Source organism: Amycolatopsis vancoresmycina (genome assembly GCF_000716785.1).
Taxonomy (GTDB): domain Bacteria; phylum Actinomycetota; class Actinomycetes; order Mycobacteriales; family Pseudonocardiaceae; genus Amycolatopsis; species Amycolatopsis vancoresmycina.
Window position 1 is genome coordinate 238,343 of record NZ_JNYY01000002.1, and the last position, 17,029, is coordinate 255,371.

General features: G+C 71.9%; 18 protein-coding genes. 4 read left to right on the plus strand and 14 right to left on the minus strand.

Annotated elements, in window-relative coordinates; all coding sequences use genetic code 11:
- Positions 1 to 339 precede the first annotated feature (339 nt).
- Positions 340 to 1,410, plus strand: coding sequence for an HpcH/HpaI aldolase/citrate lyase family protein (locus OO60_RS06690; protein ID WP_003069042.1), 1,071 nt, complete (start codon positions 340 to 342; stop codon positions 1,408 to 1,410).
- Positions 1,407 to 2,264: an HpcH/HpaI aldolase/citrate lyase family protein gene (locus OO60_RS06695; RefSeq protein ID WP_003069044.1), complete on the plus strand. Its 858-nt coding sequence runs from the start codon at positions 1,407 to 1,409 to the stop codon at positions 2,262 to 2,264. Before OO60_RS06690 ends, OO60_RS06695 begins: the two co-directional genes overlap by 4 nt.
- Here OO60_RS06695 and OO60_RS44930 read toward each other — a convergent pair.
- The 11 genes from OO60_RS44930 to OO60_RS06750 all read right to left on the minus strand — a co-directional run bounded on the left by OO60_RS44930 (position 2,261) and on the right by OO60_RS06750 (position 12,683).
- Positions 2,261 to 2,953: a hypothetical protein gene (locus OO60_RS44930; RefSeq protein WP_003069047.1), complete on the minus strand. Its 693-nt coding sequence runs from the start codon at positions 2,951 to 2,953 to the stop codon at positions 2,261 to 2,263. The genes OO60_RS06695 and OO60_RS44930 overlap by 4 nt on opposite strands.
- Positions 2,954 to 2,972: 19 nt before the next feature.
- Positions 2,973 to 3,818 (minus strand): CU044_5270 family protein, encoded by an 846-nt coding sequence (locus tag OO60_RS06705; RefSeq protein WP_033261024.1) that lies wholly within the window; start codon positions 3,816 to 3,818, stop codon positions 2,973 to 2,975.
- On the minus strand, positions 3,811 to 4,335 hold the full coding sequence (locus tag OO60_RS06710) for an RNA polymerase sigma factor (RefSeq protein WP_033261025.1): 525 nt from the start codon (positions 4,333 to 4,335) through the stop codon (positions 3,811 to 3,813). Before OO60_RS06710 ends, OO60_RS06705 begins: the two co-directional genes overlap by 8 nt.
- Positions 4,336 to 4,397: 62 nt before the next feature.
- On the minus strand, positions 4,398 to 5,783 hold the full coding sequence (locus OO60_RS06715) for an amidase (RefSeq protein WP_033261026.1): 1,386 nt from the start codon (positions 5,781 to 5,783) through the stop codon (positions 4,398 to 4,400).
- A 10-nt stretch (positions 5,784 to 5,793) separates the two neighbouring features.
- Positions 5,794 to 6,549, minus strand: coding sequence for an SDR family NAD(P)-dependent oxidoreductase (locus OO60_RS06720; RefSeq protein WP_003078953.1), 756 nt, complete (start codon positions 6,547 to 6,549; stop codon positions 5,794 to 5,796).
- Entirely contained in the window at positions 6,546 to 7,958 is a 1,413-nt protein-coding gene (locus OO60_RS06725; RefSeq protein ID WP_003078956.1) for an aldehyde dehydrogenase family protein, read from the minus strand. The genes OO60_RS06720 and OO60_RS06725 overlap by 4 nt, the downstream gene beginning before the upstream one ends.
- Positions 7,951 to 8,721, minus strand: coding sequence for an ABC transporter ATP-binding protein (locus OO60_RS06730; RefSeq protein WP_003078959.1), 771 nt, complete (start codon positions 8,719 to 8,721; stop codon positions 7,951 to 7,953). Before OO60_RS06730 ends, OO60_RS06725 begins: the two co-directional genes overlap by 8 nt.
- Complete coding sequence (locus OO60_RS06735) at positions 8,718 to 9,449, minus strand: ABC transporter ATP-binding protein (protein ID WP_003078962.1); 732 nt, start codon at positions 9,447 to 9,449, stop codon at positions 8,718 to 8,720. The genes OO60_RS06730 and OO60_RS06735 overlap by 4 nt, the downstream gene beginning before the upstream one ends.
- On the minus strand, positions 9,446 to 10,252 hold the full coding sequence (locus tag OO60_RS06740) for an ABC transporter permease (RefSeq protein WP_003078966.1): 807 nt from the start codon (positions 10,250 to 10,252) through the stop codon (positions 9,446 to 9,448). Before OO60_RS06740 ends, OO60_RS06735 begins: the two co-directional genes overlap by 4 nt.
- Complete coding sequence (locus OO60_RS06745; protein WP_003078969.1) at positions 10,252 to 11,196, minus strand: ABC transporter permease; 945 nt, start codon at positions 11,194 to 11,196, stop codon at positions 10,252 to 10,254. The genes OO60_RS06740 and OO60_RS06745 overlap by 1 nt, the downstream gene beginning before the upstream one ends.
- Positions 11,193 to 12,683 carry an ABC transporter substrate-binding protein gene (locus tag OO60_RS06750; protein ID WP_205624146.1) on the minus strand — a complete coding sequence of 497 codons (1,491 nt, stop codon included), beginning with the start codon at positions 12,681 to 12,683 and terminating at the stop codon, positions 11,193 to 11,195. The genes OO60_RS06745 and OO60_RS06750 overlap by 4 nt, the downstream gene beginning before the upstream one ends.
- A gap of 66 nt (positions 12,684 to 12,749) precedes the next feature.
- Between OO60_RS06750 and OO60_RS06755 the strand changes: the two genes are divergently transcribed.
- Both OO60_RS06755 and OO60_RS06760 read left to right on the plus strand, forming a co-directional pair.
- The gene (locus tag OO60_RS06755) at positions 12,750 to 13,496 is read left to right on the plus strand and encodes a FadR/GntR family transcriptional regulator (protein WP_003078974.1); all 747 of its coding nucleotides are present in this window, start codon (positions 12,750 to 12,752) and stop codon (positions 13,494 to 13,496) included.
- 10 nt (positions 13,497 to 13,506) lie between these two features.
- Entirely contained in the window at positions 13,507 to 14,547 is a 1,041-nt protein-coding gene (locus tag OO60_RS06760; protein WP_003078978.1) for a patatin-like phospholipase family protein, read from the plus strand.
- Here OO60_RS06760 and OO60_RS06765 read toward each other — a convergent pair.
- Genes OO60_RS06765 through OO60_RS06775 form a run of 3 tightly spaced genes read right to left on the minus strand, consistent with a single transcriptional unit; the run spans position 14,533 to position 16,949 of the window.
- On the minus strand, positions 14,533 to 15,105 hold the full coding sequence (locus OO60_RS06765; protein WP_003078981.1) for a class F sortase: 573 nt from the start codon (positions 15,103 to 15,105) through the stop codon (positions 14,533 to 14,535). The two genes, OO60_RS06760 and OO60_RS06765, sit on opposite strands and share 15 nt — an antisense overlap.
- A gap of 2 nt (positions 15,106 to 15,107) precedes the next feature.
- Positions 15,108 to 15,848 carry a hypothetical protein gene (locus tag OO60_RS06770; RefSeq protein ID WP_003078983.1) on the minus strand — a complete coding sequence of 247 codons (741 nt, stop codon included), beginning with the start codon at positions 15,846 to 15,848 and terminating at the stop codon, positions 15,108 to 15,110.
- A 60-nt stretch (positions 15,849 to 15,908) separates the two neighbouring features.
- Positions 15,909 to 16,949, minus strand: a complete 1,041-nt coding sequence (locus OO60_RS06775) for a trans-sulfuration enzyme family protein (protein WP_003078986.1) — start codon at positions 16,947 to 16,949, stop codon at positions 15,909 to 15,911.
- Positions 16,950 to 17,029: the final 80 nt, after the last annotated feature.

Consider the following 17,029-nt stretch of genomic DNA (forward strand, 5'->3'; position numbering starts at 1 on the left):
GTGCGAGTGGCTGCGATCGGCGGCGCCCAGCGGTCGATGACCGGTCGGTAGGCGGTCATCGGACTTCGGTCGAACGGTGCGGCCAACCGAGTGAGAGCGAGGTGAGTGGCATTACCGTCCGACGGCAACCGACTACCCCCAGCAGAACGCGCCAACCGCGGATCACCCGGCCGGGACTAGCCCGTTCGGCGCAACCCGGTGGCTTCCACTGTGGACGCAGGCCGCTGAGCTGCGGATGTCCGCCGTCACCCGGTCGGCGGTGAGCTACGCCGCAGCGGTCACGCGCGGCCGGGGACTAAAGTTACCCACCAGTTACTTAGCCCCCGCCTTGGAGGACCGATGCGCTCCCCGAAGGACTTCTTCGCCCCGCTCGCCCTGGGCGCGCCCGCCCCCGTGCGGGAGATCCCGGTGACGCCGTCCCGGATGATCCACTTCTTCGACCCGGGCAACGAGAAGATGGCGGCCAAGGTGCCGGACATCGCGAAGAAGGTCGACGTCCTGCTCGGCAACCTCGAGGACGCCGTCCGCGCCGACCGCAAGGAGGCCGCGCGCGCCGGGCTGGTCGCGATCGCCAAGGCGAACGACTTCGGGAAGACGCAGTTGTGGACGCGGGTCAACAGCCTCGACTCGCCGTGGGTGCTCGACGACCTGGTCACGCTGGTCACCGAAATCGGCGACAAGCTCGACGTGATCATGGTGCCGAAGGTGGAAGGCGCGCAGGACATCCACTACGTCGACCGGCTGCTCGCCCAGCTCGAAGCGCGCGCCGGCCTCACGAAGCCGTTGCTGGTGCACGCGATCCTCGAGACGGCGAGCGGCGTGGCCAATGTGGAGGAGATCGCCGGCGCCAGCCCGCGCATGCAGGGCATCTCGCTCGGCCCGGCCGACCTGGCCGCGAGCCGCCGGATGAAGACGACCCGCGTCGGCGGTGGCCACCCCGGCTACCTCGTGCGCACCGACCCGACCGGCGACGACCTGAACGCGGGCCGGACGACCTACCAGCAGGACCTTTGGCACTACACGGTCGCGCGGATGGTGGACGCGTGCGCGATGCACGGGATCCTGCCGTACTACGGGCCGTTCGGGGACATCCGGGACGTCGTGGCCTGTGAGGACCAGTTCCGCAACGCGTTCCTGCTCGGCTGCGTCGGCGCGTGGAGCCTGCACCCGGTGCAGATCGACATCGCGAAGAAGGTGTTCTCGCCTTCGCCGTCCGATGTGGCCTGGGCGCGCCGGGTGATCGCCGAGATGGGTGACGGCACGGGCGCGGTGATGATCGACGGGAAGATGCAGGACGACGCGTCGGTGAAGCAGTGCCGCGTGGTCGCCGAACTGGCCGACGCGCTCGCCGCGGACGACCCCGAACTCGCCGCGGCCTACGACGCGGCCACCAAGGAGGCCATCGGATGACCGAGCTGAAGCCGAGGCGGTCCGTCCTCTACATGCCCGGTGCGAACGAGCGCGCGCTGGAGAAGGCCAAGACGATCCCGGCGGACGCGCTGATCCTCGACCTCGAGGACGCCGTCGCGCCGGACGCGAAGGCGGCCGCGCGGGACCGCGTGTGCGCGGCGGTGGGCAACTACGGCGGGCGCGAGGTGACGATCCGGGTGAACGGCCTGGACACCGAGTGGCACGACGCCGACCTGCGCGCGGCCGCGGCGGCCGGCCCCGCCGCGGTGGTGGTGCCGAAGGTGAATTCGGCGGCCGAGGTGCACAACATCGAGCGCGCGCTGGAGCTGGGCGGCGCGCCGGACCACACGAAGATCTGGGCGATGGTCGAGACGCCGGTCGCGATGCTGCACGCCGAGGAGATCGCGGCGGCCTCGGAGCGGCTGACCGTGCTGGTGATGGGCACCAACGACCTGGCCAAGGAACTGCACGCGGAGTTCGTCCCGGGCCGCGGGCCGTTGCTGGGCGGGCTTTCGCTGTGCCTGCTGGCCGCCCGCGCGACCGGCAAGGTGATCCTCGACGGCGTCTACAACGACGTGAAGGACCTTGAAGGCTTCGAAGCGGAGTGCGCCCAGGGCCGCCAGTACGGCTTCGACGGCAAGACGCTGATCCACCCGGCGCAGGTCGAGCCGTGCAACCGGATCTTCGCGCCCTCCGAAGCGGAGATCGACCGGTCGCGGCGGATCATCGACGCCTTCGAGGAGGCGCAGCAGGACGGCCGCGGCGTGGTCACCGTGGACGGCCGGATGATCGAGAACCTGCACGTCGACAACGCGCGGCGGGTGCTCGCCCTGGCGGAGGCGGTGCGTTCCTAGCTCGCGCGGAAAGCCTCGGTGAGCAGGGCGAGTTCGGCACGGGACCGGCCGGCGCCCCGGGTGCTGGCCGGTCCGTTGGCGTACCGGACTCCGTCGTGGACGCGCCAGCCGGCCGACGGCCAGTAGCCCCAGCCCTCGATGAGGTCCGCGGCCAGGCCGGTCCGGCCGGCCGCCGCACCCACCGAGGTGAGCGCGGCGGCGATGACCTCGGTGGCGGCCGCCGGTGTGTCGCCGTCGCCGAACGCCGGGAGCAGCAGCAGGAGACGCTCCGCCGCGGTGAGGTCCGGGTCGGGCATGCCCGCCACCGCGACGACCTCGGGCCAGGAGAAGGCGGGCCCCAGGAAGTGCCCCTCCAGTGCGGCCAGCCGCAGAACCGGGCCACCGTCCGCCGGGGACAGCAGGTAGTCGATCCCGGCGTCTTCGGGGAAGTTCCGGAAGACGACGTGGATCCGGTGCGCGCCGGCGGGCAGGGTGAACACCGGCCAGCTCTCCGGCGTCACCATCGAATCCGCGTACGACTCCACGTCGGCGGGATCGGCGCCGAACGCCTGGGGCGCCGAGTCCGCGCCGCCCGCGGCGAGCAGGAAGGCGGGCCAGAACAGCGAATCCGTCCGCAGGCCGGTCGCGTCTTCGAGCAGGGCGGCATCGACCGGTGGCCGGAAGCCGTCCAGGTAACCCGGGATGTGCACGCCTCAGGCTATCGGTGGGTCACTTCGGCAGGTCGTCCGTCCACTCGGCACTGACCGCGTACGTGTGGCCCTTCGTGTCCGTGGCCGGTTTGCCGTCCGGGCCGAGGAACACCGACGACCCGTCGACCTGGCCGGTCGCCGGGTCGACGACGAGGCGGCCGCCGCCCGGCAGCTGGACGCCCGTGCCGTCGGGGGCCGCGTGCACGCCGGGGTCGGCGGCGATCGCGCGGAACGCCGCCGCCCGGACCGCCGGGGGCGACGGCACCACGGAGACCAGGTCGATCAACGACTGGAGCACGAACGCGTCCCGCTGGTTCGCGGGCACCCCGTGCCGCTTCAGCCCTTCGACGAGCCAGTTCCGCAGGGCCGCCGGATCCGCGGGCAGCGCCAGGATCCCGCTGATCGTGACGTCGTCGTCGCCGTTGAGCCGGATGGGCCGGGGACGCACCTGGGGCACGGCTTTGCCGTGGGTCTTCGCGTCGCGGTACCACTCGTGGCCGTCGGCGGTGGTCCAGTACTCCCAGGTTTCCGTGCCGACCTTCGTCGTCGAGTGCCAGTACTTGCCGGTGCCGACCGGGGCTCGTTCGGCGACTGTGGCCGCCGCCAGCAGGATCTGCCGGCCGGGGTCGACCGGGGCCACCGCCTGGGGCGGCGGCGGTGGGGCCGGAGTCGCGGGCAGGGTCGCCACGACCACCGCGGCGGCGGCCGCGGCGGCCGCGAAGCCGATGCCGATCGCGAACGGGCGGATCCGGCGGCGGGGCGCGCCGAGCATCCGGTTCTGCAGCCGGTGCCGGCTCCGGTCGACGACGTCCGCGGCGGGTTCGGGCGGCATCAAAGCGGCCCGCAGGGTCTGCAGGTCATTCATCGGAAGCCTCCTGGGAAAGGACGAGGGTGAGCTTTTTGCGGGCGCGGTTCAGCCGGGAACCGACCGTGCCCGGGGAGATGCCGAGGGCCTCGGCGACTTCCGCGTAGCCGAGGTCGCCGAGCGCGACGAGCAGCAGGACATCGCGCTCGCCGGCGGAAAGGCGGGCCAGCGCCTTCCCCACCCGCGCGGCCGCGACCGCATCGACGACCCGGTTTTCGTGTCCTTCGGCGGCCTCGCGCGGGTCGAGCCGCGAGAGGGCGCGGTAGTGCCGGGCCTCCTTGCGGCGGTGCCGGGAGACCAGGTTCGTCGCGATGCCGAACAGCCAGGCCCGCAGGTCGCCGCGGGCGGGGTCGAACTTCCCGCGGCGGTCGAACGCCACCAGGAACGTCTCGGCGGCGACGTCCTCCGCGGCTTGCGCGCCGAGCCGGCCGGCGATGTAGCGGTAGACCTCGGGGAAGTGGCGGTCGTGCACCTCGGTGAACTGGTCGACGCCAGTCACCGGGGCTGCCTCTGTCATGGGGTTCCTTCCCGTCGGCGGCAGTTTCACCACCACTTCGCCGCAGGGACGGAACTTCTTCCCTACCCCACCGGCCAGGGCCGCTGCGGCGGGCGCAGCCGCTCGTACGCCGCGGCTGCGCGCAACACGCCGAGGTCGTCGAAGCGGCGGCCGGCGATCTGGAGGCCGATCGGGCGGCCGTCGTCGGTGTAGCCGCAGTTCAGCGAGACCGCGGGCTGGCCGGACATGTTGTACGGGACCGTGAACGCGATGTGCTCGAACGGCCGGGCCGGGTCGTTCGTCGGGGACGCCCACTCCGCCGGCGGGGCCGCCACCGGGCACGTCGGGGACAGCACCACGTCGAACGCCGAGGTCGCGCCCAGTGCCGCCACGCTCATCGCGTCGATCTGGGCGAAGCCGCGGTAGACGTCGACCCCGGACGCGTTCGCGCCGGCGGCCGCCCAGTCGGCGATGTACGGCAGGACCTTCGCGCGGCGGTCCGGCGGCAGGTCCACCGTGTCCGACCAGGCACGGGTGCGCCAGAAGACGTCGAGGCCCTCCAGCATTTCGCGGGTCAGGAACGGCTCGACCGGCTCGACGACCGCCCCCGCGGCTTCGAAGGCGCGGGCCGCCGCGGTGACGGCGTCCGTGATCGCCGGGTCGACCGGGAGGCCGGGCCCGGACTCCAGCTGCAGGCCGACGCGCAGGCCCGCCGTCGAACCGTCGAGCGACGACCAATCGAGGTCTTCCGGCGGCAGGCACAGGTGGTCACGTTCGTCCGGGCCCGAGAGCACGCCCATCAGCAACGCCGTGTCCGCGACCGTGCGGGTCATCGGGCCGGCGACGCGGCCGAGGAACGGCGGGTGGACCGGCACCCGCCCGAAGCTCGGCTTCAGCCCGACCAGGCCGCACCAGCCCGCCGGCAGCCGGATCGAGCCGCCGATGTCCGTGCCGGCGTGCAGCGGGCCGTACCCGGCCGCGGCCGCGGCCCCGGCGCCCGCGCTCGAGCCGCCGGGCGTGGCCGAGAGCTGCCACGGGTTGCGGGCCGTGGGGTGGAAGCTCGACAGCCCGGACGTCAGCATCCCGTAGTCCGGCATGGTCGTCTTGGCCAGCAGGACACCGCCGGACTCGCGGACCCGGGCGGCCGCCGGGGCGTCTTCGGCGGCCGGGACCAGTGCCGTGGCCGCGGTGCCCAGCGGAACCGGTGTGCCGCGGGTCGCGATGTTCTCCTTGAGCGTGAGCGGGACGCCGTCGATCGCGCCCAGCGGTTCGTCCGACGCCCAACGCGCTTCGGACGCCTTCGCGTCTTCGCGAGCGCCTGACGGATCGTACGCGTACAACGCGTGCAGCTCCGGCTCTCGCGCTTCGATACGGGCGAGCACGGCTTCGGTCACCTCGACCGGCGAGAGCGTCTTCGCGCGGTACTGCGCCACGAGCTCGACGGCGGTCAGGTCGGGCAACTCGGTCATGAGCGCTCCTTCACGAGGCAGGCGGGTCGAAGCGGCCGTCGACGGCGGTCCAGCCGCCGTCCACCGCGAGCACTGAGCCGGTCACGAACGACGAAGCGTCCGAAGCGAGGTACACGACGGCGCCGGCGAGTTCGTCCGGACGCGCCCAGCGGCCCAACGCGCCCTTCGCCGCGTACGCGTCGTACCACTCCGGGTTCGCCTTGATCTGCGCGGTCAGCGGGGTCTCGACGACGCCGGGGGCGATCGCGTTGACCCGGACGCCAGCCGGGCCGAACTCCGCCGCGGCCGTCCGGAACAGCTGGACGAGCCCGGCTTTCGTGGCCGCGTACGGGCCCTGTCCCGGCTCGACGGTCGTGCCGCGGATCGACGAGAAGCCGATGATGCTGCCCCGGCCGCGCGCGACCATGCCGGCGCCGAAGCCGCGGACGACCTCGAACGTCACGCCGAGGTTCAGCGCGATGACGCGGTCGAACTCCTCGCGCGTGTAGTCCAGCAACCGTTTGCGGACGTTGGTCGCGGCGGTGAGCACGACGACGTCGACCTCGCCCAGCTCGGCCGCGGCGCGGTCGATCGCGCCCGGTTCCAGGAGGTCCAGCGGGTACGCCTCACCGACACCGGCTTCTCGCGCGGCTTCGAGGTCGCGGTCCGCGCAGACGACGTCGGCGCCGTGCGCGGCCAAAGCCCGCGCGGCTTCGCGGCCGATGCCGCCCGCGCCGAGCACGACGGCCCGGCGGCCGTCCAGGCGGAACAGGTTTTCGTACGTCACGGGCGCAGCACCGCCATCCTCGTCACGGTCAGCTCTTCGACGGCGAACCGCGGCCCCTCGCGGCCGATGCCGGAGTCCTTCACGCCGCCGTAGGGCATGGTGTCCGAGCGGAAGCCGGGCACCTCGTTGATCACGACCCCGCCCACTTCGAGCTCGTCGAGCGCCCGGAACGCGGTGTTCAGCGACCGGCTGTAGACGCTGGCGTGGAGCCCGTAGCGGGACGCGTTCACCGCGGCGAACGCTTCGTCCACATCGGACACCGTGCGGACGCAGACGACCGGGCCGAAGATCTCTTCGTCCCAGACTTCGACGCCGTCCGGCACGTCGAGGAGGACGGTCGGCCGCAGCACGGTTCCCTCGACACCGCCGCCGACCTGGCGCGCGCCGGACTTCGAGATCCACGCGGCGACCCGCTCGGTCGAAGCGGGGTCGATCAGCGCGGACACCCGCGTCTTCTCGTCGCGCGGGTCGCCGACGACGATCTCGCCGAGCCGGGCCAGCAGGCGGTCGGTGAAGTCCGCAGCGACCGACGCGACGACGAGCACCCGCTGCACCGAGATGCACGCCTGCCCGGACGCGTAGAACCCGCCGCGCAGCACGGCGTCCACCGCGGCATCGAGATCCGCGTCTTCGGCCACCACGAGCGCCGCGTTCGAGCCCAGCTCCAGCAGCGTCTTCGTCGGGGCCGCGTCACGGGCGATCCGGTGGCCGACCGCGGCCGAGCCGGTGAACGAGACCGCGCCGACGCGGCGGTCCGTCGTGAGCGCCGCGCCCACGGACGCGTCCCCGGTGACCAGCTGGACCATCGCCGCCACCGGCGCGACCGAACGCACGAGGTGCACCAGCCACAGGGTGGCGAGCGGGGTCTGCGGCGCCGGTTTGACGATCACCGGGCAGCCCGCGGCGATCGCCGGGGCGATCTTGTGCGACGCGAGCAGCAGCGGGTAGTTGAAGCCCGCGATACCGACGACCACACCGATCGGCTTGCGCTTCCAGAACCCGACCAGGCCGTCACCCGACGGCAGCAGGTCGAGCGGCACGGTCTCGCCGTGCAGCCGCGACACCTCTTCGGCGGCGGCTTCCCAGGTGACGATCGTGCGCGCGACCTCGACGCGGCAGTCGACCAGCGGTTTCCCGGTTTCCAGCACCAGCAGGTCTTCGAACTCGGACCGGCGCGCGGCGAGAGCGGCAGCGACGTCGTTCAGCAGGGCCCGGCGAACCCGCGAAGGCAGCGAAGCCACTTCGCGGGCGACGGCGACAGCTTCGTCCAATGCGCGTGTAGCCAGCTCGGGCGTACCGACCGGCGCGTGGCCGATGACGCTCCCGTCGTACGGGAAAACGATTTCTTCGACATCCACAGTGGACACCCAGCCACCGCCGACCGGCAGGCCGTCCGGGTACTCAGCCATCGTCACCTCCGCTCAGCCGGGCCAGCTCCGCGCGCAGGTTCGGCGCGGCGGCCAGCAGTTCCCGCGTGTACTCGTGCTGCGGGGCGTCGTAGACCTGCGCCACGTCGCCGAGTTCGACGATCTCGCCGCGGCGCAGCACCGCGACCCGGTCGCAGACGTGCCGGACAACGCCGAGGTCGTGCGACACGAAGACCAGCGTCAGCGCGAACTGCTCGACCAGGGACGCGAGCAGGTCGAGGATTTGGCCGCGCACGGAGACGTCGAGGGCGCTGACCGGTTCGTCCGCGATGAGCACGCTCGGGTTGGGCGCCAGTGCGCGGGCGATCGAGATCCGCTGCCGCTGGCCGCCGGAGAACTGGTGCGGGTACCGCCCCGCCGCGTCCGCGGGCAGGCCGACGGCGGCCAGCAGTTCGGCGACGCGGCCGGGCTCGCGCCGGCCGAGCGGCTCGGAAACGATGTCCAGCACGCGCATCCGCGGGTCGAGCGAGCCCATCGGGTCCTGGAAGACGATCTGCAGCTCGGACCGCAGGAAGCCGAGACGACGTTCGGGCAGGTTGTCGATGCGGCGACCCTGGAACGAAACCGTGCCCGCGGTCGGCTTGTCGAGCGCGGCCAGCAGCCGGACCAGCGTCGACTTGCCCGAGCCGGACTCCCCGACGATGCCGAACCGCTGCCCGGCCTCGACGTCGAAGCTGACTCCACGCAGCGCGTGGACGTCGCGCCGGGCGTACCGGCGTTCGAGGTCGCGGACTTCGAGCATCATCGCCGGGCCTCCAGGTTTGAGGCGTCGAGGAGTTTGCGCGTGTAGGCGTGCGAAGGCGACGTCAGCACTTCGCGCGTCGAGCCCGCTTCGACGATCTCGCCGTCGAGCATCACCAGCACGCGCTCGCACACCGAAGCCACGACGGCGAGGTCGTGCGTGATGAACAGCAACGCGCTCTCGGCGGGCAACGACGTCTTGATGAGCGAAAGGATCTGGGCCTGGACGGTGACGTCGAGGGCGGTCGTCGGCTCGTCGCAGATCAGCAGCGACGGCTCGTTTGCCAGCGCCATCGCCAGCACGACCCGCTGCCGCTGCCCGCCCGAGAGCTGGTGCGGGTACGCGCGCGCGGTGTCTGGGAGCCCCACCGCGGCCAGCAGGTCCTCGGCCCGGTGACGGCGTCCGTGGACGCGGCCGGGCTCGGTGACCTGGCGGCCGACGCGCATGGCCGGGTTCAACGCCGTCATCGGCTCCTGGAAGACCATGGCCAGCTCGTCGCCGCGCAGCCGGGAAAGGTCCTTTTCGGACATCCCCAGCAGCTCGCGGCCGCCGAGGGACACCGAGCCGGACGCGCGCAGCTCCTCGGGCAGCAGGCCCATGATCGCCAGCGCCGTCAGCGACTTCCCGGACCCGGACTCGCCGATCAAGCCGACGCGCTCACCCGCGCCGATCTCGAAGGACACGTCACGGACCAGGTCGCCGACCCGCAGCCCGGACACCGAAAGCGTCATACGCGGGCCGCCAATCGGGGGTCGAGGCGGTCGCGCAGGCCGTCGCCGAGGAGGTTGAAGCCGAGGACGGCGACCGCGATCGCGATGCCCGGCACCAGCGCCAGCCGCGGCTGCACGGTCAGGAGTTCCTGGGACTCCTGCAGCATCCGGCCCCACGACGGCGTCGGCGGCCGCGTGCCGAAGCCGAGGAACGACAACGCCGCTTCGGCGAGCACGGCGATCGCGAACGACACCGACGCCTGCACGATCAGCAGGCCCGAGATGTTCGGCAGCACGTGCCGCCGCGCGATGTGCACCCGGGATCGGCCGCCGGCGCGGGCGGCGAGGACGAACTCGGTGCTCATCACCTGCAGCGTCCCGGACCGGGCGATCCGCGCGAACGACGGGATGGTGGCGATGCCGATGGCGACCATCGCGGTCAGCGTGTCCGCCCCGAACACGGCCCCGAACATGATCGCCAGCAGCAGCGCGGGGAACGCGAGCACGAGGTCGTTGACCCGCATGACGAACTCGCCGAGCCACCGCGGCGACATCCCGGCGAGGATCCCCAGCGGCGTCCCGATCACCGCGGCGATGCCGACGGCGACGACTCCGACGTACAGGGTCGTGCGGGCGCCGACCATGATCTGGCTGAGCAGGTCGCGGCCGAACTTGTCGGTGCCGAACCAGTGCGCCGCGCCGGAGCCGAGCAGCCGGTGGGCCGCGTCGACCTGCACCGGGTCGAACGGCGTCCACAGGAACGACAGCAGCGCGGCCAGCACGACCAGGCCGACGAGGATCCCGCCCAGCACCAGACTGCGCATCACGAACCCCGCAATCTCGGGTCGAGCACGGTGTAGAGGACGTCGACGACGAAGTTGACCAGCAGCACGCCGGCCACCAGGACCAGGACGATCCCCTGCACGGTCAGCAGGTCACGCGCGGAGACGGCGTCCAGCAGCATCGACCCCAGCCCCGGCAGCACGAACACGCGCTCGACGACGACCGCGCCGATCAGCAGCGTGGCCAGCTGCAGGCCCAGCACGGTCACCACCGGCACCGAGGCGTTGCGCAGGCCGTGGCGCACCAGGGCCTGGCCGGGCCGGAGCCCCTTCGACCGCGCGGTCCGCAGGTAGTCCTGCCCGAGCGTGTCGAGCACCGCCGACCGCACGTACCGCGTGAGCACCGCGCCCTGCACCAGCCCGAGGGACAGCGCGGGGAGGATCAGCCCGCGGACGAACTCGCCCGCGTCCTGGTCCGGCGGTGTCCATCCGCCGGAGGGCAGCCAGCGCAGCTGGACGGCGAAGATCTGCACCAGGATGATCCCGGCGAGGAACGCGGGGATCGCGACGCCGAGCTGCGACAGGCCGGAAACGCCCGCACCGGAAGCCTTCCGGTGCTTCACCGCGGCGAACGTGCCCGTGGGAACCGCGATCACCAGCGCGACCAGCATGCCCGCGCCGACCAGCCACAGCGTGACGCCGAGGCGGTCGAGCAGCTGTGGCCCGATCGCGTCCCGCGTCACGTACGAGCGGCCGAAGTCGCCGTGCAGCACACCGCCGATCCAGTCGAAGTACTGCGTGACCAGCGGCCGGTCGATGCCGAACTCCGCGCGGGTCTTGGCGAGCAGCTCCGGCGTCGCGTTGACGCCGAGGGCGACCTGCGCCGGGTCGCCCGGCAGCACGGCCATGAACAGGAACACGACGACGGAGGCAACCAGCAGGCTCACCACGAAGATCGCCACCCGGCGCAGCACCTTGGCGGTCATCGCGGCGCCAGCCCGGTGAGGTCGAACGACTCGCTGACCTGGTTCGCCGCGAACCCGCCGACCTTCGCCTTCGCGACGATCACGTTGGGGAACAGGAACAGCCAGTCCGCGGCGGCGTCGGTGTTCAGCTGCCGCGCCACCTGCTTCATGTCGGCGACCTGCTGCTCCGGCGTCCCGCTGTCGGCTTCGGCGAGCAGCTGCTGGACGCGCTTGCTGTCGTAGCCCCAGTAGTACTTCGGCTTGCCGAACGTGGTGATGTCCCTGGCCTCGACGTGCTGGATGATCGACAGGTCGTAGTCGTGGTCGGTGAACACCTGCTTCAGCCACACCGCCGGGAAGTCGAGCGGCTCGATCGTGGTCCGCACGCCGACGTCGGCGAGCTGCGACTGGACGACCTGGGCGGCCGACACCGCGTACGGCAGGTTCGGGATCCGCAGCCGCAGGTTCAGGTTCGTCGCGCCGGCTTCGGACAGCAGCGCCTTGGCCCGCGCGGGGTCGAAGGGGTACGCGTTCGCCAGGTCCTCGTACCAGGGGTCGGTCGGCGGGACCATGCTGCCGATCAGCGTCCCGCGCCCGGCCCACGCGGTGTCGAGCAGCGCCTTCCGGTCGATCGCGTACGTCAAAGCCTGGCGCACGCGGACGTCGTTCAGCGGCGCCCGCTGGTTGTTCATGGCCAGCGTGACCTCGCTGTTCGACGTGCCCTGGACGACCTGGAACCGGTCGTCGGCCTGGAACTGCGGGATCGAGTCGGGCGCGGTGATCGCGGAGATGACGTCGATGCCGTTGCTGAACAACGCGTTGTTCAGCGCCGTCGGGTCCTTGATGTACTTGAGCACCACCGTCGAGTACGCCGGTTTCCGGCCCCAGTACGCGGGGTTCTCCTTCAGCACCACCGAATCGCCGCGCTTGCGGGCCGCGACGACGTAGGGCCCGGTGCCGACCGGCTTGTTCGCCAGGTCGGCCACGCCGGTCGGGCTGAACATCGCGCCGAGCCGGCTGGTGAGGCTGAACAGCCAGCCGTTGGACGGCTTCGCCAGCACCACCCGCGCGTGGTCCGGCGCGACGGCGTCGACGTGGTCGACGACGTCCATGGTGGACTTGATCGAGATCGTCCACGCGGTCTTCACGCGCATGAGCGAGAACTTGACGTCCTCCGCGGTGAAGGGTGCGCCGTTGCTGAACTTGACGCCTTGCTGCAGCTGGAAGTCGTAGGTGCGCCGGTCCGGGCTGATCGTCCACGACTTCGCGAGCAGCGGCACCACCCGGCCTTGCGCGTCGAGCTTCACGAGCCCTTCGTAGACGTTGTAGAGCAGCGCCTGCGGGATGGCGGCGCCGTCGGTGCGGGTGAAGTCGAAGTTCGCCGGCTCGGCCGTGAAACCGACGGAAAGCGTGCCGGGACCTGCGGAGACGCTCGCTGACGAGCCGGCCGAGCAGCCCGTCACCGCGAGCAGCAGCGCCGCTGCCACCGCAGGAATCCGGGCTTTCATTCGGCCTCCCGGTAAGTACACTGGTCTGACCAGTAGCCTGCACCGAGCGGACGGCGAGGTCAAGGGATGCGGTTCGAACCGGTGGCCCCGGTCCGCGCGTACGAGCGGGTCGTCGAGCAGATCGAGCAGGCCGTGGTGAGCGGCGCGCTCAAGCCGGGCGAACGGCTGCCGAGCGAGCGTGAGCTGATGACGCAGTTCGGCGTCGGCCGCTCGACGGTCCGGGAAGCCCTGCGCGTGCTGCAGGCGGCCGAGATGATCCGGTCGCGGCCCGGCGACCCGCGTGGCCCGGAGGTGCTGGCCGCCTCCCCCGCCGCGTTGCACCGCTCGATGCACCGGCTCGCCCGCGCCGAACACGTCGGGCTCGCGGAACTCCTGCAGTTCCGGATGATCCTGGACGGCTCGGCCCACCTGCTCGCGGCCGAGCTCCGCACGGACGCCGACCTGACCGGGCTCGACGCGGCCTTGGAGTCGATGCGCGAAGGCGTCTCGCGCGGGTACGCCGAGTTCAGCCGGGCCGATGTCGCCTTCCACGAGGTGATCGCGCGCATCTCCCGGAACCCGCTGCTGGTGGTCAGCGAGGAGGTCGTGCGCGGGGTCGTGCTGGAACTGATCGAGGACAAGCTCGAGCACGCCAGCAACCGGACGTCGCTGATGCGCGCGTGGCTCGCGCACCACGCCGAGGTGCTCGACGCGATCCGCGCGGCCGACGGCAGCGGCGCGGCACACCTGGCGAAACAGGCTTTGTACGACAACTACGCCGAATACGTCCCCGCCGGGCAACGGCCGCTGCTCACCCCGCTGCTGGAGCTCTAAACTCGCCCGCGTGGACTCGGCGAAACGGGACGGCGTCGGCCTCGCGCTCTCCGGCGGCGGCTACCGCGCAATGCTCTTCCACGCCGGTGCGCTCTGGCGGCTGAACGAGCTCGGCTGGCTGCCGAAGCTGACCACCGTCTCCAGCGTCTCCGGCGGTTCGATCGCGGCGGGCGTACTGGCGCACGCGTGGAGCAAGCTGTGGTTCGGCGACGACGGCGTCGCGGAGAACTTCGGCAAGGAGGTCGTGCAGCCGATCCGGAAGCTGGCCCGCACGACCCTCGACATCCCGGTCACGCTCAAGGCGATGGTGATGCCGTGGCGCAGCGCCGGCGAGGAACTCGCGCGCCGCTACGCGAAGCAGCTCTTCGGGGACTGCTGCCTCGCGGACCTGGATCCGGCCGGGCCGAACTTCGTGTTCACCGCGACCAGCCTGCAGGACGGTTCGCTGTGGTGGTTCTTCCGGCAACGCGGCCCGCACGGGCAGATCCCGCTGGCCACCGCGGTCGCCGCGTCGTCGGCGTTCCCGCCGATGCTCTCCCCGGTCGTCATCGACGACCCGCACCAGCCCGGCCGCAAGATCGTGCTCAGCGACGCGGGCGTGTACGACAACCTCGGCCTGGACCCCATCGAGAACCAGCGGGCCACCGTCCTGGTCAGCGACGCGGGCAAGAAGATGAAGCACGAGGGCAAGCCGAAGCACAACTGGCCGATGCAGCTCCTGCGCGTGCTGACCGTGATGGACAACCAGGTCCGGGAGCTGCGCACCGGCTCGCTGCTGAAGTCCTACGAGGACAAGACGTTCGCCGGGACGTACTGGGCGACCTACAGCAACATCGAGCACTTCGAGCTGCCGGACGCGCTGCCCGCGCCGATCGAGGCGACCCGCGCGCTGGCCGTCACGAACACCCGGCTGGCCCGGATGTCCGAGTTGCTGCAGGACCGGCTGATCAACTGGGGTTACGCCGTCTGCGACGCGGGCATGCGGCGCTGGGTGTGCCCCGGGACGACGTTGAAGCCGGAGTTCCCGTACCCCGGCTCAGGCGTCGGCTAGGTTCGCGTAGACGACGATGTTGTCCTTGTAGCTGTGCTCGGCGTGGTCGAACGCGCCACCGCAGGTGATCAGCCGCAGCTCGGGCTTGTCGCTGTTGCCGTAGACGGCGTCGCGCGGGAACGTGTCCTTCGGGACCTGGGTGACGCGGTCGACGACGAACTTCAGCCGCTTCCCGTCGCTGCGGTCGATGTCGACCTCGTCGCCGGGCGCGAGGTCCTTGAGCTTGTAGAAGATGCCGGGTTTCTTGTCGCCGTCGACGTGGCCGAGCACGACCGCCGGGCCGACGTCCCCCGGCACCGGCGAGAGCTGGTACCAGGCGGCTTGCATGGGCTTGTGCACCGACGGCACGGAAATCGAGCCGTCGGTCTTCAGGCCCACCGAGATCAGGCTGGATTCGGCGCCGATCTTGGGGATCTGCACCGATGTCGGCCGCAGGCCCTTGAACGGCGCGGTCACCGGAACCGAAGCGGGCACCGGCGCCGCTTTGGGCGGTTCCGCCGCGGAGCTGCAGCCGGCCAGCGTCACCGCGAGGACGGCTGCGACGGCCGCCCCGCGCACCCTCACCGGGCTGTGCCGCCGAAGCCGGTCTCGATCCCGCCCTTGGGCGCGACCTTGACCTGGGCCTTCGGTGCGGCGTTGCCGGAAGCGGCCGGGGTGGCCGTGGTGACGGGCGCGGTGCTCGACGACACGGTGCTGGTCGGCGCGGAGCTGGTCGGCGCGGAGCTGGTGCTCGTCTCCGGCGGCGGCGCCTGCTCGAACTCGACGATGCCGTTGCCCTCGACGCCCGCGCAGGTCCAGCTGAACTTGCCGGTGATCGTGCCCGGCGGCAGCTGGTCGACGCGCACGGAGTAGTGCCAGATCCGGCCGTCGGCCCCGTCCTGGTCCGGGCCGCCGGTGACGTTCAGGTACTGGGTCGCCACGTTCCCCGGTGCGCCGGCCGCGCAGTTGATGGTCAGGCCGCCTTCGCCGCCGACGCCGACGAAACCCGCGCCGGTGTTGTCCTGGTAATCGTCCTTCGGCGGCTCGGACGCCTCCGTGGTCGTGGTCGTCGTGGTGGTCTTCGGGGTGGTGGTCGGCGTGACCTCGGTCGTGGCTGTCGCCGAAGTGGTCGCGGTGGTCGTGACCGGGGTCGACGGGGTCGTGGTCTCGGTGGCCGTCGTCGTTCCGGGGGCCGTCTCGGAGGGCGAGGACGCCGTGGTCGTCTCCGTCTCGGTCTGCGCAAGGGCGGCCGGCGCGGCGGCGAAGGTGATCAGCGCACCCGCGGACACGATCCCCGCGACCCGGCCCAGCGTTCTGCCCACGATGCCTCCAACTGCCGTTGACCTGCGATGTCGCGACTATCGACGATTCGTACGCCCGCGTTACTCCGTGAGGGCGAACGCGAGGTCGCGCCAGAGGTCCTCCGGGTCCTCCAGCCCGACGCTGAACCGGATCAGCCCGGGCGGGACGCGTTCCTCGCCCGCCAGCCACGCCCGCCGCTCGACCAGGCTTTCGACGCCGCCGAGGCTGGTCGCGGACCGGATCAGCCGGACCGAGGCGCAGAAGCGGTCCGCCGTCTCGGCGTCGGCCAGGTCGAAGGAGACCATCATCCCGAAGCCCGGGTAGCGCACCCGCTGCACCGCGGGGTGCTCGCCGAGCCGGGCCGCCAGCAGCGCGGCGGTGCGGGCCTGCTCCGCGAGCCGGACGGGCATGGTCCGCAGGCCCCGGAGGGCGAGCCAGGCTTCGAGGGCACCCGGCGTCGACCCGACCCGCGTCCGCGCGCCGCGCAGCTCGGCCGCGACGGCCGGGTCCTTGGCCACGGTGATCCCGAGCAGCAGGTCGCTGTGCCCGCCGATGAGCTTGGTCGCGCTGTGCACGACGACGTCGGCACCGAGTTCGAGCGGCCGCTGCTGCAACGGCGTCGCGAAGGTGTTGTCGACGACGACCCGGCCACGCGCGGCGGCCGCGATGGTCTCGATGTCCATCACGTCGAGGGTCGGGTTGGTCGGCGACTCCAGCCAGACCAGGTCGGACGTCGCCGCCTCGGCGACCCAGGCGGCGGTGTCGGTGGGGTCGAGCTCGGTGACGGCGAGCTTGCCGAGCTTCTGCGCGTGGGCCAGCACCCCGCGCGTGACGGCGTAGCTGAAGGTCGGGACGACGACCCGCGACCCGACCGGCAGCAGGTCCAGGACGGCGGACAGGGTGGCGACGCCGGACGCGAAGGCGGTCGCCTCCCCGCCTTCGAGCGCCCCGACGGCTTCCTCGAGGGCGTGCCAGGTCGGCGTCCCGTCCCCGCGCGCGTACGCGAAATCGCCACCGGCCTGGTAGGTGCTGGTGGCGACGAGCGGCGTGTTCAGCGGCTCACCGGGTCCGTGCGGCCGGCCGGCGGCGATGGCCTTGGTGCGAGGCGTCCAGTCGTCCATGCACCTCACGGTATGCCCTGGTCACCGGTCGTGAGTGGTAAGGCGGGTTAGAACTCGCCTTACCACTCACGACCACTGCG